Origin of the sequence: Chitinophaga nivalis (assembly GCF_025989125.1) — a bacterium.
GTDB classification, from domain to species: Bacteria; Bacteroidota; Bacteroidia; order Chitinophagales; family Chitinophagaceae; genus Chitinophaga; species Chitinophaga nivalis.
The window spans coordinates 3,953,850-3,968,877 of the sequence record NZ_JAPDNR010000001.1; the positions used below are offsets into that span (position 1 = coordinate 3,953,850).

Genomic DNA, 15,028 nt, shown 5'->3' on the forward strand with positions numbered 1-15,028 from the left:
AAATTCTACATTACGGCATTATCCTAACAATGCTCCTTTCTGCTCATACTTTGCTGTACTGGTATGCCTTTGAGTGATTTTCGAAACTCATGACCTGCATATTGTATGCTGCTGTTGGAATGGAATGGAATACCATATGCTTAACCACAGATCTATTCCTGATAGCCATTTACCATGCGGCAACAATTGTTTCTGCGGCTGTCATACCTGTACTCATAGACCATCCAATGAACATTCAACATCTGGTGATGAAATGGAGAAAAGTTAATGGGCCTTATTGAGAAGGAAGGAGTATGTTAATAGGTCTGTTTTAACTACACCCTTGAAGTATTTACAGACAATATCCCGGATCGGTTCTTTTGTGGATAGTGATGATTAAGCATGGAGGTATTTGTGCAGATTTGTAATATCTATCAACAAGTTATGCTATCAACATCGTCTAATAAATGAACCATCAAACCTATCCACCCCACCAGGACTTAGCAACATGGGTCGAATGTTATCGGACATTGGAAAGTCCGAAAGAAAAGACACCTGAAAAAAACATCATCGTTCCTGATGGCTCTATGAAAATGATTTTTCACTATGGTGATTTGTATAAACAATACACCGAAGACGGAAATAGTTGATTGGTCTGTCTTGGCGCCGGTTTTTATGAGTGTAAAACTGAATAAATAGTATAGGTTTTAAAAGTGCCGGAAGATATCCCGAATACTATCGGGACGCCTTCTTACAAAGGAGACTTATACCATTGTGTTGTATCTGTTTGACTGCTGTCATACTGCATTTGTGCTCTGCTACATTTGTATCTATCAAAGATAACGTGTAGAGCTGTTCATACTCCCTGTACTCCTGATGTTATGGTTTACAAAGCATATCTGCAACCTGCCATGTTGACGAAAATACGATAGCACAATTTTGTTAATTATTTAAAAAAATACACTATGAAGTACTTTGTTAAGATGTTTTTGTGTGCGCTGGTGATGGCCAGCCCCCTCCTGATGGTATCCTGTAAAAAAGAAGGACAGGGAGCGGGACAAATTGCTAAAATGGTCATTCCTGAGGATGTAGAGAAGAAGATTAAGGCCCAGGGATTCAGTACCCGGAACATTAGCAAAGTAACAGGTGGGTATGTGGTGGAAGGAAATATTTTCTTATCCGAAGCTGCCCTGAATGAGGGCACATTTTCTCCTGCCAGGCGTACTGCCCAGGGAGAGTAATCCAGCTCCCATAACCTGGTTTCAGGGTTACCCCGCACCATCATTGTTTCCGTAAGTAATCTGCCGGGCGCCTATACGGCGGCTACAGATGTCGCCATCGCACGTTACAATGCGTTGAATCTGCAACCTGGAATTTTCTACGGTAGCCAGCGGAAGAGAAATAGACATTAAGATCAGGGTCCAACGGGATCAAAAGCATAACAACCCTGTACGAAATAAGTGCAGGTTTGTCGTGCTTTTGATAGACTCGTACTTACCACAATTAATCATTATACAGCGATTATTGCAGCCGGAGAACAGCCGAAAGAATGACAGGCCGCGTTGCTACCTGTCGCAGAGATCGGGCGGGGCAGCTCCACGCAGGCCCCAAGCCGCAAAGTTCGAACGGGCCGCCTTTGGCATCCCGTTCAGGGAGATGGTATAGACGTTGCCACCTGTACGTGGAGATGGGGTGGGGCTGCTCTCCGTAGGCTCCATCCGCGGAGATTGAACGGGCCGCCTTCGGTATCCCGTTCGCTGATTCGGAACGGATCTTCGCTCCGTTAGCGAGCGGTGTTTTCGCTGCGCAAAAACCGCTCGCCCCTTTACTCCCGGTGGTAGCAAAGGGGATTAATGCAGCGGAGATTGTAACGGATTGGTAACGGGCAGCTACGCTACCCGTCCTTGTAGACGAAACAGACGACATTGCCATCTGTTCAAAGATATCGGGTATTGTAGCAGAGCTGCCAGCCCTCGAAGATTAAAACGTAGCTGATATGGAACAGACGGAGGAAAAGAGGAAAGGTAAAGGCGGTAGACCGCCTAAAGCCGTAAGGAAAGAAATACGTACAGGCGTAAGGTTTACCAAAGCCGAGTATTTTATCGTGAAAGAAAAGGCCATTAAAGCACGTATGCATTACACAGGTTATATCCGTCAGATGGCATTGTTTGGAAGCGTTACAGCCCATTTAACGAGGAACAGGCGTATATCAAACAACTTAGCAAATAACATCAATCAGGTATCAAATTCGGGTATTTCTGCTAATTTTTGTAGATCAAATACAAAAAGGTTCGAATTTTGTAGCATAAGGTTCACCACAAGAATATCAAAGGAAATTAAAGCCGCTTAAATCTTAGGATTTATGCGGCTTTTCTGCTTTTGGTATGAAAAGATAAATCATATCAAAGGAATCTGAAAGGATACTATCTGCATCCATATTACTGTTACAGGGTTATACAGGTTAACGCGCTTTTACCACTGTACGAAAAAGAGGATAGCAATAGGCAGCTCCAAAAGTAAATCACCTGCTCCCATCGGCCCCATTACATCATCCTGTTATTCACCGCCTGCGCCAACGCATCCGCAATACTCCCCACTTCTAACCGCTCAAATATCTTCCGTCGATAATATTTCACCGTATCCGGCACTACAAATATCTTTTCCGCGATCTGGTTGATGGAAAGTCCCTGGGCATACATGCGTAATACTTCCAGTTCTCTGTCTGTAAGTAAAGGTTTACCATTTTTGCTCCATTTCCTTGTTTGCAGGTTTAGCTGCCAGATGTCGTTACTACCTTGTTTGAATATACGAACATTGCCGGCGTATTGTTGGGAAGAGAGCGATACCACGCACATGGATTTCCAGATTTTTCCTTCGGTTGTCAGGAAGAGGGGCGTGAGCCGGTGGTTGACCAGTATTTGTTTTCCTGCTTTGGTAAGCAGGTGAAAGTCGTAGGAGATGCTGTACTGCTTCTTTTCCGGCTCGGGGAGCTGTGCATAAAAATCAAACCCGGCATCGTTGATCGTGGCAAGCATTTCCAGGTCCTGAGGTGGTACATGGCGGAAGTAAAACTCATAACCCAGCTGCATCACTTCATCGGCCGTATGGCCACAGAGGAACAGCGGATTGTCCGAAACGTATTCAAATGACATATTCGAATAATCTATTATATAGATACTCTCGTAAGAAAGCCGTGCAAACGCCTTCACTACATCCAGATAGTGCTGCCCGCTGAGATCATTGTCAGTGATGTTATCTGGTCTGTTCTTTGTCAGCAGGGCATGGCCGGGCCTATTTTTCATCATAAGTATTAAAATCGCTATAAATTTACACTCAAGTGTAGAGGTTTGCAAGCAAAAAGTCGGGATTTTTGGTGGAAATCCAGATTATGAACCTATCAAGTATTGACACTAAGGAGCTGCTAAAAAGAAAAAGCCGTATTCAGGGAATACTGGCAGGATTCCAGTTACTGTGCGTGATAATGATCGTTTGTGTACTGATGATTAAAGAAAAGAAGGTGGTGTATATCGCCCCGGTGTTGCCATTGTCGCTGGTCTTTTTACCTTTATTTCAACAGCTGAAAGCTATTAAGAAAGAGCTGCAATCCCGTGCAGCAACTTCCGCCAAATAATTTTTTACTATGAATTGCAAATCATGTAACGCGGCTGTTGCTGATAAGTATTGTGGACACTGCGGCAATCCGATAGCATTGAAGCGGGTGGATAGCCATTATATCATTCATGAGGTGCAGCACGTGCTGCATTTTGAGAAGGGAATATTGTATACAATCAAGGAGCTGTTGATACGCCCCGGCGTAAATATCAGGAGGTTCCTTACAGAAGACAGGAGTCGGCTGGTGAAACCGGTCATTTTCCTTATCATATGTTCGCTGTTGTATACGCTGATGACCCATTTCTTTCATATCGAGAAGGACCATTACGTAAGCGACTCCATACGGTACGAAACTTTTGCGGCCCTCACCACATGGATAGAAGGGCATTACGGCTATGCCAATATCATCATGGGTCTTTTTATCGGCGCCTGGTTGAAATTGTTTATGCGCAAAAGCGCGTACAATTATTATGAGGTACTGATCATGTTATGTTTCGTGATTGGTACGGGGATGTTGATATATACATTGTTTGCACTGGTGCAGGGAATCAGCGGGAAAAATATAAAGCTGGTATCGGAAGTGGTATCGCTGTTATACAGTATGTGGGCCATTGGTCAGATATTGGGAGGGAGGAAGATAAAGGGATATGTTTTATCACTGGTGGGTTATATATTAGGCATGGGATCGTTCTGGTTGGCAGTGGAATTGTTGGCCTGGATAATAGATCGGTTCAAATGATTAAGTATGGCGCAGTCATCCCGGCGGGCCATTCAAAGAAAATTAAAGCCGCTTAAATCACTCGATTTAAGCGGCTTTTCCGCTTTTATGGTAAAAAGTAAGAAAGGGCTGTACCAATCATTATTCGGCAGGGTAATATTGTTTTAACCAGGTAATTACTTTCACAAAAACATCCATGGAGGCGGTTAATCCCATCCCATGTTTTTCTGTTGGATACAACTCAATTTGTGTTGGGATATGCAACGACGTTAGTTTTTCATGCAGCTTTTTTGCCTGGTTGACATCTACCAGTGGATCTTGTCCGCCGTGGAACAAAATAGTAGGTACGCCGCTGGCTTTAGTGAGCTGGTGAAAGGGACTGGCGTCAAATGCAATTTTGGCGGCAGGATCAGGTTCCCCCAGCAGCCGGGTTACTTTTTCATCAGCATCTTTATTTTCCTGTCTTACTTTTTTATCAGTGAAATCTGTTGGTCCCCATAAGTCTACCACTGTTTTTATCTGACGTAAACTATCGCAGGCGTAGGCGTACTGCATAGCGAGATAAGCGCCGGCGCTACCGCCTATCAGGGCAAATTGGTTGCCATCAAATGGCAGTTTTTTGGATTTGGAAGAGATGAACGCCAGTGCTTTTTTTACATCGTCCAATTGGGCAGGGTAAATGTTTTGGTGATCCCGGATCAGGCGATAGTTCATGGACACTACGCCATAGTGCAGCTTGCCGGCCAGTTCCTCGATGAGTTGTTTGGGCAATTCTTTTTTATCACCGCCTGTCCAGCCACCGCCATGGAGGTATACAATTATTTTTGTATTGGCCGAATGGTTTTCCGGCAGATAAGCGTCCAGGGTATTATCTTCTCCTGCATCGCCATAGGGTACATTGCGCATCGTAATGTACCTGGTACTGCTGGCTACTGCCGGTAGTGCGCTGCCGTTGCTCCCATCCCGCAGATTATTTTTTTTCAGATAGCTGACGAGTGCCTCCGGGTGATCGCTCTGCATACCTTGTACGCCCTTGCTTAATACCGTATTCCAGGTGGCGGGACCTTCTGATGAAGCTTGTGCATCCAGCCATACAGCTACGCCATGTTGCCGGGTAACAGCCAGCATGGCGCTATCTGTGACGTTGTCTAATACCGCGATGGCGATATTGTCCAGCAGATAGTTCAGTTGCGCGGGTGTAGTTACTTCATCAGGTACGCTGGTCATCAGTGGCATTTGCGGCGCTGTTTTTCTCCACTGTTTATATTGTTGCTTGCCATTGAGATATACTACTATCTGTTGCTCCATCCCTGCGGCCTGTATTTGTTTCCAGGTTTCGGCTACATCGGCATCTTTGAAATCAAGGTAGATATTAACTTTCCCTTTGCTGGCACGTAAGGCTTCTGAGAACGTAGGTACGCGGTAATCTTTTCCATCTTTACTATTGATTTTTAACAGTTGGATTTCCGCCCAGGTGAGGTCAGCGACTTTTCCTTTACCGTTGGTCATGCGATCTACGGTAGCGTCGTGCATCAGTACCAGTTGGCCGTCTTTGGTGGTGCGGAGGTCCAGTTCTGCATAATCGGCGCCACATTGAATGGTGGCGGCAATAGCGGCGACTGTATTCTCCGGCATGTCTACATGGTTACCGCGATGGGCAACTACCACAAACTTATTTTTGGTAGCGGGCAGCGGTGCTGCCTGTTGTGCAATCGTGTTTTGCATCAACAGGCTGGCGCCGGCAAAAAGGAACAGGTATTTTATCATTACAAGATCTTTTTAGTATCGGTTACGAATACACGGGTACTGACAGTATAAGTGCCGCCGGTAGGATTCACATATTGAAGGTCTGCATAAAAAGCGCGGTAGCCGCTGGCGGGCAATGGTGTGCTTACTTTTACCGTTGATTGATGTGCTTGCCCCAGACTTTGTGAGGACCATTTCTCATTGCGGAAATCCAGGTCGGTGGAACTAGCCGTCCATAATATTACGTCTACAAGTTGGTCGGCACTGGCTTTAGCGGTCAGCTTTACGTTACCACGACGGATACTGGTAGTCCAGCTGCAGTTAGGATAGGGCTGTTGCGTGAGCGTCGTTCCAAAGAAAGCGCTCAATCCTTCGAAGGCATGCTTTTTATCCCCCAGATTATGTCCGGCGTTGGGGGTGTAGTGGAGCATATTTTTACCAGGGATGCTGTCGAGGTAGTTTTTAACGTTGTCTACTACCCAGTATTCATCATTGGTACCCATGAAAATCATTTTCGGCATAGTGAGGAACTGACGATAGGAGTAGGGATCTATCATGGTATTGATGGCTTGTCCTCCTTCCGTATGTGCTGCCTGCGGGATGCCGAGTTTCACGTAGTCTTCAATTTGTATACTGTATTCTTTCCATGTTTTGATTTGATAGTCGAGGCTTACCGGCATGTTCAGTACATCAATCACCATCGGTGCAATGGCTGCCACGCGGCTGTCGTTGGCGCCGGTGAGCCAGGTTGTCCAGCCACGTTTGGAAGCACCGGATACCACGAACCTGTTTATTTGTTGTGACAGTCTTTCTTTTGAAAACGACTGTACTGCATCCATAGCACGCACGGCGCTTTTCACCATAGGGAAAAGCAGGGGCCAGGTATAGTCGCCATTTTCTTTAAACTGATGAAGGGTATAAGAGATCAGGGCGTCTTCCGTCAGATTTTTAAAGAGTGGCTGATTGGGTGTCTGTCTGAGTACGGCGGTAATGGCTTTATTGGTGCCGGCCATAGCAGCAATCTGCTGATACAGTTCGTCCGTAGGGCCGTTCCAGTTAGGTAGTCCGTTTTTGATAGCGCCTCCGGTGATGAACAGTAGCGCCCCATCATAGCTGACGTTGGCAGGTACAAAGATGGTGAGCTGATGTGTCCAGGTATATTCCCGCCATTGCTGAGAGGTGAGTAAAATACTGTAGCATTTTACGTCCTTGATATGGAATGAGTCTTTCAGCTCATAATGGAAGGCGGTGTCGCCGTTGTTCAGGTAGCTTTTCAGCGCAGTGGCCGGCGTAACGGTTTGTTGTGCAAACGCCGCAACGAAGAAAAGCAGGTTGACAAATAATGCGGTGGTTGTTTTCAGAAAGCGTTGTTTCATATACAGACTAGTGATTTAAAGTAAGATAAAAATGTTTTACCAGGGTTTACCGGTGCCTTGAATAATCCACGGTTTAGACCAGGGACTGTTCTGTGAACCGTTGGCGCCAAAAGCAGATTGGGAGGTTACTTCCAATCGTTTCATGGCTTCTGTCACATTGGTTTTATTCAGGTTTCTTTCTTCCAGCATGTAATACAGCCGTACGGGTAATACCGGCGCCTTTGCATAAGAGCCGGCGTGTAAGTTGGGATATCCGGTGCGTTTATAGTCGGCCCAGGCTTCTGTGGCGGCAGTCCAGCTGGCGATCCATTTCTGTGTAATAATCTGTTCCTGTGTATTGTTAAACTTAACATTAGGTTGAGACAGATAAGCTGCCAGGTTGCCGCTTATGCCCCAGGTGCTGAAAGAAGCCTGTATACCGGCTTTGTAATGTGTTTCCGCATCGCCGGCGGCCCAGCCTTTTACAGCAGTTGCTTCCGCGAGGATGAAATGCACTTCTGCAGCGGAGATCAGTCTGGCTTTCAGCAAGGGTCCTTTGGCTTGTTTGTAGATATCATTGAGCCAGGATACATGCGGATTCCGGGAAGCCTGTGCCGCGTCCGGACTTAGATTATATACTGCCGGGCCGGGGATGGCCGGAGGTAATCCTACATAGTCCACGTCCTGGTTAATATCCTTTAGCGTCAATCCTTTCGCGGCAAGTACATCGGGCGATATATATCTTACTTTCCTGTTTTCGCCGTTTACTACGGTGTCTAAGGCTTTGTATACGTTGCCGGTGCCGGGAGGCAGTTTATCGTTTATGACCAGGAAGCACTGTACTTTATTGGCCCATACGCCCAGCCGCGGATCATGCAGCGCCTCCAGACCGGTAACGAGGGTATTGCACATTTTCAGCCGACGGTAGTTGCTGCTGTCGCTGTCATACACGGCGTTGGCAGGCCATGAGTCGGCGTTGCTGTTGCCGGGGAAAGACATGGTAGCGTCGTCTGCAGCGTCGGTGATGATAGGATATTGTGTTGGATTACCTGCTATTTTTTCAATGCCTGCTTTGGCGATGGCCGGCAGTTTCTCTGATAAGCGCATATAATAGCGTAATGCGAGAGAATTAGCCATTTTGCGCCATTTTGCAGGGTTGCCCTGGTAGTACACGTCAACAGCGTCAATCGGGGCAGGATAAGCGCTCTTAGGCTTGGAAAGCAGTATGTTGGCTTTTTCCAGGTCAGCGAGTATGCCGGTGTAAATATCCTGTTGCGGGTCATAAACCGGCGTAGTGGCAGGAGGACCATCTTCTCCTTTTAATGCCTGTGAATAAGGAGCATCTCCCCACAGATCGGTGATCAGTCCAAACATCATGGATTTCATCACGAGGGCCACGCCTTGTTGTAATTCGTTTTGTAAGGACACGGCGCGGTTATATACCAGCTGATTATTACGCAGGATATCGTAGTAGGGGGTCCAGCTATTGCTGCCACCCCAGTCATATTCATTGTGTGCGGTGGTCCATCCATCCTTTTGGGTATGTTGCATAACACCGGCCATATCCTGATAGCCCAGGGTCACGATTTCAATGCCTGCCTGTGTTAGTACGGTAGATAGGACGAGGTTCGGATTAGTTGTTGCCGGATTGGAACCATTCGGGTTCTCATTCAATTTCATCAGGTCCTTTTTACACGAGGTCATGGAAGTACCTAACAACCCGAGGCAAAGTATAATTGATTTAGTAACTGTTTTCATGTTGCTGCGTTAAAGGTGCTCTTAAAAAGTAACGTTCAGTTTAGCGCCCATGGGAATAGACCAGGGAGTAACATTGTATCTTTCGATGCCCTGCATAAATTGCATACCAGAGCCCTGTACAGAGGTAGAAGGCTGGTAGGCATTTTCAGGATCAATACCAATTTTGGCGGCCGTCCACAGAATGATATTTCTGCTGTAGATAGACACACTGGCATGCTGCACGCTCACACCGGAGAGCAGGCTTTTGGGTAATTCATAAGAGAGCGATACTTCCCGCAGTTTCAGGTAAGAAGCCGGAAACAGGAATGCTCTTGTGAAAGCCCAGGCGGTACTGCCTGCGTAAGGAAGGGTAGTGGTACCGGGGCCTCCCAGGTTTTCAATATAGCCGGTAGGGTTACCGTTGGCATCGTATCCTTTGGCTCTTACACCGGGAATAAATACACCACCGTAAGGCAGTACATACGGACCATAGGCAAATCCATAACCATTATACTCCGGTGTAGGGCCACCCACTAAAGGAAATTTGTTGCCGCTGGGGATAATCAGTTCGTCCTGGTGACTCACGAGATAATCTCTGAGTTCCTGTCCTTTCATGTTACCGGGATTGGTGAGTTTATCGAGGAAGAGCTGTGAATTGCCTTTCTCTTCTCCGTAACGGTAGGTCTGGGAAACGAAGTCACCGCCGTTTCTCCAGTCGAAGGTCATACTGAGGGTGAAGTTTTTGTAGCTCAGTGTTGTTTGCAGACCCATAATAAAGTTAGGGTTGAAGTTGCCTATTTTATTACGGGAATTCGTAGCATCTATACTCTGCCATTTACCGGTATTATCCAGTAGCGGATAGCCATAATAGGGAGATGATTTATCCGTAACGGTCATCAGTTGTGCATCATAAATATCGCCGATATCTTCTCCTACGTAGGTCCATGCGCCACCTTTACCTTCTTCCCAAAGGGTATAGTAAGGCATGTCATCAGGGAGTGAAATGATCTTTGTTCTGTTGCGGGTGAAGTTCAGATTAACATCCCATTTCCAGTTTTTCTGTTGCACCGGTGTACCGCCGAGCGTTATTTCCACACCACGGCTTCTCAGCAAACCTGCGTTGATGTTGCGGGAGGAGAATCCGGATGATGGGGCTGTTTTAGGACTGAAGATCTGGTTTTTATTTTCCACCATGTAATAGGTGGCGGCAAAACGCAGGCGATTGCTGAACAGGTTGATGTCGGCGCCTCCTTCGTAAGAGGTAGCGATTTCTGGTTTCAGGAATGGATTGAGCAGGCTACCGGAAGTAGATAAGCGTGGGATATTACCCCAGGCGCCGGCATTATACAAGGTTGCCAGCAATTGATAGGGGGAGGCGTCGTTACCTACCTGTGCGGCGCCGGCTCTCAGCTTGATGAGATTAATATCACCGGAGGTGAGATGGGCCATTTCATTTATCAGCAAGCTCAGTGAGGCGGCGGGATAGAAATAGGCTGCTGCATCCGGCAGGGTGCTGGACCAGTCGGAACGACCCGTTACATCCAGATAGGCCATCCCTTTATAGCCTACGTTTAACGTGCCGTAGATGCTGTTCACCCCTTTCTCGAACATCGTACTGTTATAGTTCAGGTTTTGCGGTGCAATGTTCTGAATCGTGTATACGCCTGGTGTATTTAAACCGGTACCATCTTTAGTAGAGGTAATAATGTTTTTGCCGGTCTGATAGCGTTTGTTACCACCTGCAGCAACAGAGAAGTCGAAGTGGCCGATATCTTTCTTATATGTCAGCAACACATCTATATTGCGTTCAAAGTTGCTGAGATTGATGATACCATATGCGCCACCAGGATTGTTGATATAACTGTTGGCGATTTTTGTTTCTCTTTTTTCATTATAGGTATCCAGTGCATACCGGGCCATGAAACTGAGGGAGGGCAGTATTTTCCAGTCGGCCCTGATGTTACCGAATACACGGTCTCTCACAAATCCGTTTTTTACTTCATTAGCGAGGAAATAAGGATTGTTGAATACGCCGTTGGCCTGTGTGCGTTGTTGCAGGCCTTCCTGGCCGGGCATCCAGTAATCTCTCAGGTCGCGTACATCGATGTGCGGAGAGATGGTGTATACTGCCTGTAAGGGATTGGCGCCTCTGTCGCCCGCCGGCCGGTTATTGGAATTGGTGCGGCTGAAATCCACGTTGGTACTGAAGCTCAGTTTTGAATTGGCCTGCAGGCTGGAGTTCAGGTTGAGTGCATTTTTGAACAGGTCGGTGTTAGGGATAATACCTTTGCTGGTCATGTTGGCATAACCTATCCGATAAGCAATTTTATCATTGTTGTTTGCCAGAGAAACAGCCGTAGTGGTGGTCATGCCGGTGTTTACGAAATTCTTCACGTTGTTTTTATGTGATACCAGTGGCATGGGAATTGGTTTGCCGTTCTGATCTTTCGGGCTGTTCCATTGTACTTCTTCATAACCCATATCCAGCTCGGCTCCGAAGGTGGCATCAATATTTTCCGTGACAATGGTACCAAAAGGATTGGTGAGCATATTACCACTGCGCGATACGGGGACACCGGAGAACTGTCCGGCGCCGAATTTGGTTTGCCATTTCAGGAATTTGTAGGGAATGTCGAATACGGTATTCACGGAAGCATTAACCGTAGCGCGGTTTACTTTTTTACCGGTTTTTGTGGTGATGAGTACGACCCCGTTACCTGCGCGGGAGCCATACAATGCAGCGGCGCTGGGGCCTTTCAGGATGGTAACACTTTCGATGTTATCCGGATTAATATCAGCAATAGCGTTGCCATAATCTACCTTGTTATCCTGACCAATCTGGCTGACGTTATTCACTGTGTTGGCCAGTGGTACGCCATCTACTACGAAGAGTGGCTGGTTGTCGCTGCTGAGGGAAGTGGCGCCGCGGATGATCATGCTGACAGAGGAGCCGGTACCGCCGGTGGAGTTGATGGTAACACCGGCTACTTTACCAGACATGGAATTCAGTAGGTTTTCCTGTGTGACGCGGGTAAATTCTTTGCCGCCGACTTCTTCTACGGAGAAACCCAATGCTTTTTTTTCTCTTTTAATGCCGAGGGCGGTGACGAGTACCTGTTCCAGCTCTTCTACTTTTTTTTTCATGACAACCGACAGCGATAGTTTGCTGGAATCATTAATCGTATAGCCTTTCAGGGTATCTGTTGTATAGCCGGCATAGTTAAAGATGAAACGATAAGGGCCGCCGACAGGTAGTTTCGGAAAAGTGAAAATACCTTTTTCTGTGGTCTGGGTATTGGCCAGTACCTGATTGTCTGCATTCTCTACTCTTACCATTACACGTGCCAGCACTTCGTTGTTGGCATTTTTGATAATACCGATGGCAGCAGGATGTGTATTTTGCGCCAGCAGACTGCCTATACACAACTGCGATAACAGGAGCAGCCAAATCGTTTTGGTGGGACGATCTTTTCGGGATTGTCGAATATTTACACGCATAAAATATTTCATTTTTAGGCAAAAGGAATCACTGGCAGCCTTTTCAGGATGCAGTTAGTTATAGTTAAAGATGATTAGATCCGGCTTACGGTGTTACGTAAATGATATTGTTTGTCTGCTTCATTGTCAGGTTGTTTAACGTAGCAATGGTAGACAGGAAATCGGTCAGGGACTCTTTGCTACTATCAAACGTTCCGGTAAAGCTCATGTCTCTGAGCGTACCTTCCTGGCATTGAATGGTGAGGTGATATTTCTCCGACATCAGCCTGAAAATATTTGCCAGTGGTTCATTGTTGAACATGAATATTTCCTTCTCCGCTTTCGCGATCACCTGCCTGGTGGGCGTGCTCACTGTTTTATTGACTACCGTGGTCATTTTCACCGGATCAAAAGAGAGCTCCTCGCCGGGCAGCAGATAAGTGGTTTTAAGCCCTTTAATGCCCGCCAGGCTGTCTGGTTGCACCTTTACCTTACCACTGATGAGTTGTACGCGGATAGGTTTTTTTGCAGCGTTCCAGGCGGTGATTTTGAACACGGTCCCCAGGGCGGTAGTAGCCAGGTTACCTGCATGTACGGTAAATGGTTTGTTTTTGTCGGGAGCTACTTTGAATACGGCTTCTCCCGTTAAAAATATTTCCCGGCCGGTAACAGCAAAAGAAGACAGGTACTTTAGCTGGCTACCAGGTGCCAGTTCTGCCTTGCTGCCGTCTTTTAAACGGATAGACATTATTTCCCGCGTATGATTGGCCTGTTGTACAAAAGTATCCGGCACCGTAACCGCACGTGTAACAGGTGTGGCCGCTGCTATCTGCGTTGCCGGCTGGTGACGGTAGCTGTTCCATACAAAACCCGTAAGGACAGCACCCAGTACTGCAGCCGCGATCCATTTATAGTAAAGGGTCTTCACCGTTTTCTTTTGCCAGGTACGATTTTCAATGACGGCCAGCATTTTGTCGGAAACGTCGGTTGATAAAGTGTGCTCCGGGTGAAAAGAATGCCAGCTCTCTTCTGTTAACCAGGGCTGCATCGCTTCCGGATGTTCCGCGAAATAAGCGGTGACAGCCTGCTTTTCTGCTTCGTTACATGCTCCCCGGAAAAACTTTTCAAGTAATGCTGCTGGATGCTTCATATGTAGTATTCGTTTGAAAACAGTAAATCCCTCACTGCTTAACAATAAGTAAATATTCAGGTGAGAAAAAGAATCAGCAAAACCAGGCGACGATGGCTGGTAATAACAATAACAGGGAATCTTTTAGTTGCCGTATTGCACGTACAATGTGATTTTCAACTGTTTTGGGGGAGATGGATAATTGTTTGGCTATCTCTTTATGTGGAAGTCCTTCGAAGCGGCTTAGTTTAAAAACATATCTCCTGATGGGAGACAGTAGTTCTATACTGTTATATACCCGCGTCAATTCATCTTTCACGGTAAGGTCTGTTTCCATGTGCCAATCGGGCGTTTCCCGGATCATGATCTCGGTATGCCGGTTCCTGACCTGTTGTTTGCGCAGGAGATCCGTCATGACGCTTTTGGCTATACGGAAAAGCTGCGCGGAAATATTGTATTCTGTTGATAGTTTTTCCCTTTTTTCCCAAAGTAATATGAAAGACAGCTGTACTGTCTCTTCAGACAGGTAAGCGGAATGTGTACATTTCAATACGTAGAAATAGAGCTTTGTATGATATTGTTGATATATCATTTTGAAACGCTCGACATTTCCATTTTTTATATCCTGTACGATACTTTCCATAATGCCCGCAAATATCTAATGGACCTAAACAAGAGACAAGGAATTGCTGATTATATTATTGTTATTTTGGTGGTTCCTTATTTCTTCAGTTTCAATACTAACGGAGCGGTGGCTACGCCCGGAATGGTGACTGTAACAGACAGGTCCAGGGTAGAATCGCTTACATTTTCGATCCAGTGCGGATCATTGTTGCCTTTTTCGTTGGTGAGTAAGCATACCGCATCGTGTACATCCAGTTTCCAGCTGCCTGTATTGCCGGCAGTGGGCAGTATCAGATCGGTGCAGCCTTTGATATTGAATTTGCCATCGGCGCCAAACTGATACGTGTTGTTGGTGGTACAGGTAAATAATGCGCCGGCCGGGCCTAAGAGAGGAGCCAGTTTAATGATGCTGGTGCCGGCGGGAATATTTTGCCCGCCGAGCTTTACCGGAACAGCAAAAACAAGATCCTTTTGTTGCCAGTTGCCTGCTACCAGTTCGTATTTGGCGGATTTATCAGGAGCAGCGTCCTTGTTCTTTTTACAGGATGCCATCAGCAGTTGCCCTGCTGCCAATAGCGCCAGTACTTTTACAGGTATAGAATTACGCATAACTTTTTACGTTAAATGATAGGGATGATGAATAACTTGCTA

General features: G+C 46.5%; 13 protein-coding genes. 5 read left to right on the top strand and 8 right to left on the bottom strand.

The genetic code is table 11. The features are described from left to right. Nucleotides 1-446: 446 nt before the first annotated feature. The 3 genes from OL444_RS31975 (at nt 447) to OL444_RS15775 (ending at nt 2,329) form a co-directional block, all read left to right on the top strand. Entirely contained in the window at nt 447-629 is a 183-nt protein-coding gene (locus OL444_RS31975; RefSeq protein ID WP_371878154.1) for a DUF6597 domain-containing transcriptional factor, read from the top strand. A gap of 315 nt (nt 630-944) precedes the next feature. Continuing rightward, nucleotides 945-1,220 (top strand): hypothetical protein, encoded by a 276-nt coding sequence (locus tag OL444_RS15770; protein ID WP_264731815.1) that lies wholly within the window; start codon nt 945-947, stop codon nt 1,218-1,220. A gap of 755 nt (nt 1,221-1,975) precedes the next feature. Continuing rightward, nucleotides 1,976-2,329, top strand: coding sequence for a plasmid mobilization protein (locus tag OL444_RS15775; protein ID WP_264731814.1), 354 nt, complete (start codon nt 1,976-1,978; stop codon nt 2,327-2,329). Between the two features lie 193 nt (nt 2,330-2,522). Here OL444_RS15775 and OL444_RS15780 read toward each other — a convergent pair whose 3' ends face one another. Then, nucleotides 2,523-3,284 carry a response regulator transcription factor gene (locus OL444_RS15780; protein WP_264731813.1) on the bottom strand — a complete coding sequence of 254 codons (762 nt, stop codon included), beginning with the start codon at nt 3,282-3,284 and terminating at the stop codon, nt 2,523-2,525. 83 nt (nt 3,285-3,367) lie between these two features. Between OL444_RS15780 and OL444_RS15785 the strand changes: the two genes are divergently transcribed. Then, the gene (locus OL444_RS15785; protein ID WP_264731812.1) at nt 3,368-3,610 is read left to right on the top strand and encodes a hypothetical protein; all 243 of its coding nucleotides are present in this window, start codon (nt 3,368-3,370) and stop codon (nt 3,608-3,610) included. 9 nt (nt 3,611-3,619) lie between these two features. Beyond that, nucleotides 3,620-4,330 (top strand): DUF3667 domain-containing protein, encoded by a 711-nt coding sequence (locus OL444_RS15790; protein ID WP_264731811.1) that lies wholly within the window; start codon nt 3,620-3,622, stop codon nt 4,328-4,330. Between the two features lie 120 nt (nt 4,331-4,450). Here the strand turns inward: OL444_RS15790 and OL444_RS15795 are convergent, their stop codons facing one another. The 7 genes from OL444_RS15795 to OL444_RS15825 form a co-directional block, all read right to left on the bottom strand. Continuing rightward, complete coding sequence (locus tag OL444_RS15795) at nt 4,451-6,076, bottom strand: glycerophosphodiester phosphodiesterase family protein (RefSeq protein ID WP_264731810.1); 1,626 nt, start codon at nt 6,074-6,076, stop codon at nt 4,451-4,453. Continuing rightward, complete coding sequence (locus OL444_RS15800; RefSeq protein ID WP_264731808.1) at nt 6,076-7,431, bottom strand: PhoPQ-activated pathogenicity-related family protein; 1,356 nt, start codon at nt 7,429-7,431, stop codon at nt 6,076-6,078. The genes OL444_RS15795 and OL444_RS15800 overlap by 1 nt, the downstream gene beginning before the upstream one ends. Before the next feature lie 36 nt (nt 7,432-7,467). Beyond that, the gene (locus tag OL444_RS15805; protein WP_264731806.1) at nt 7,468-9,168 is read right to left on the bottom strand and encodes a SusD/RagB family nutrient-binding outer membrane lipoprotein; all 1,701 of its coding nucleotides are present in this window, start codon (nt 9,166-9,168) and stop codon (nt 7,468-7,470) included. Nucleotides 9,169-9,189: 21 nt separating this feature from the next. Then, nucleotides 9,190-12,645, bottom strand: coding sequence for a SusC/RagA family TonB-linked outer membrane protein (locus tag OL444_RS15810; protein WP_264731804.1), 3,456 nt, complete (start codon nt 12,643-12,645; stop codon nt 9,190-9,192). Between the two features lie 85 nt (nt 12,646-12,730). Continuing rightward, entirely contained in the window at nt 12,731-13,774 is a 1,044-nt protein-coding gene (locus tag OL444_RS15815; RefSeq protein WP_264731803.1) for a FecR family protein, read from the bottom strand. 73 nt (nt 13,775-13,847) lie between these two features. Then, entirely contained in the window at nt 13,848-14,396 is a 549-nt protein-coding gene (locus OL444_RS15820) for a sigma-70 family RNA polymerase sigma factor (RefSeq protein WP_264731801.1), read from the bottom strand. Nucleotides 14,397-14,473: 77 nt separating this feature from the next. Continuing rightward, the gene (locus tag OL444_RS15825) at nt 14,474-14,986 is read right to left on the bottom strand and encodes a hypothetical protein (RefSeq protein ID WP_264731798.1); all 513 of its coding nucleotides are present in this window, start codon (nt 14,984-14,986) and stop codon (nt 14,474-14,476) included. Nucleotides 14,987-15,028: the final 42 nt, after the last annotated feature.

Excerpts from the sequence above, each read along its gene's own strand:
- OL444_RS15785 (WP_264731812.1), top strand. The coding sequence starts at position 3,368 with ATGAACCTATCAAGTATTGACACTAAGGAGCTGCTAAAAAGAAAAAGC.
- OL444_RS15790 (WP_264731811.1), top strand. The coding sequence starts at position 3,620 with ATGAATTGCAAATCATGTAACGCGGCTGTTGCTGATAAGTATTGTGGA.
- OL444_RS15780 (WP_264731813.1), bottom strand. The coding sequence starts at position 3,284 with ATGATGAAAAATAGGCCCGGCCATGCCCTGCTGACAAAGAACAGACCA.
- OL444_RS15810 (WP_264731804.1), bottom strand. The coding sequence starts at position 12,645 with ATGCGTGTAAATATTCGACAATCCCGAAAAGATCGTCCCACCAAAACG.
- OL444_RS15815 (WP_264731803.1), bottom strand. The coding sequence starts at position 13,774 with ATGAAGCATCCAGCAGCATTACTTGAAAAGTTTTTCCGGGGAGCATGT.
- OL444_RS15775 (WP_264731814.1), top strand. The coding sequence starts at position 1,976 with ATGGAACAGACGGAGGAAAAGAGGAAAGGTAAAGGCGGTAGACCGCCT.
- OL444_RS15770 (WP_264731815.1), top strand. The coding sequence starts at position 945 with ATGAAGTACTTTGTTAAGATGTTTTTGTGTGCGCTGGTGATGGCCAGC.
- OL444_RS15800 (WP_264731808.1), bottom strand. The coding sequence starts at position 7,431 with ATGAAACAACGCTTTCTGAAAACAACCACCGCATTATTTGTCAACCTG.
- OL444_RS15820 (WP_264731801.1), bottom strand. The coding sequence starts at position 14,396 with ATGGAAAGTATCGTACAGGATATAAAAAATGGAAATGTCGAGCGTTTC.
- OL444_RS15805 (WP_264731806.1), bottom strand. The coding sequence starts at position 9,168 with ATGAAAACAGTTACTAAATCAATTATACTTTGCCTCGGGTTGTTAGGT.
- OL444_RS31975 (WP_371878154.1), top strand. The coding sequence starts at position 447 with ATGAACCATCAAACCTATCCACCCCACCAGGACTTAGCAACATGGGTC.
- OL444_RS15825 (WP_264731798.1), bottom strand. The coding sequence starts at position 14,986 with ATGCGTAATTCTATACCTGTAAAAGTACTGGCGCTATTGGCAGCAGGG.
- OL444_RS15795 (WP_264731810.1), bottom strand. The coding sequence starts at position 6,076 with ATGATAAAATACCTGTTCCTTTTTGCCGGCGCCAGCCTGTTGATGCAA.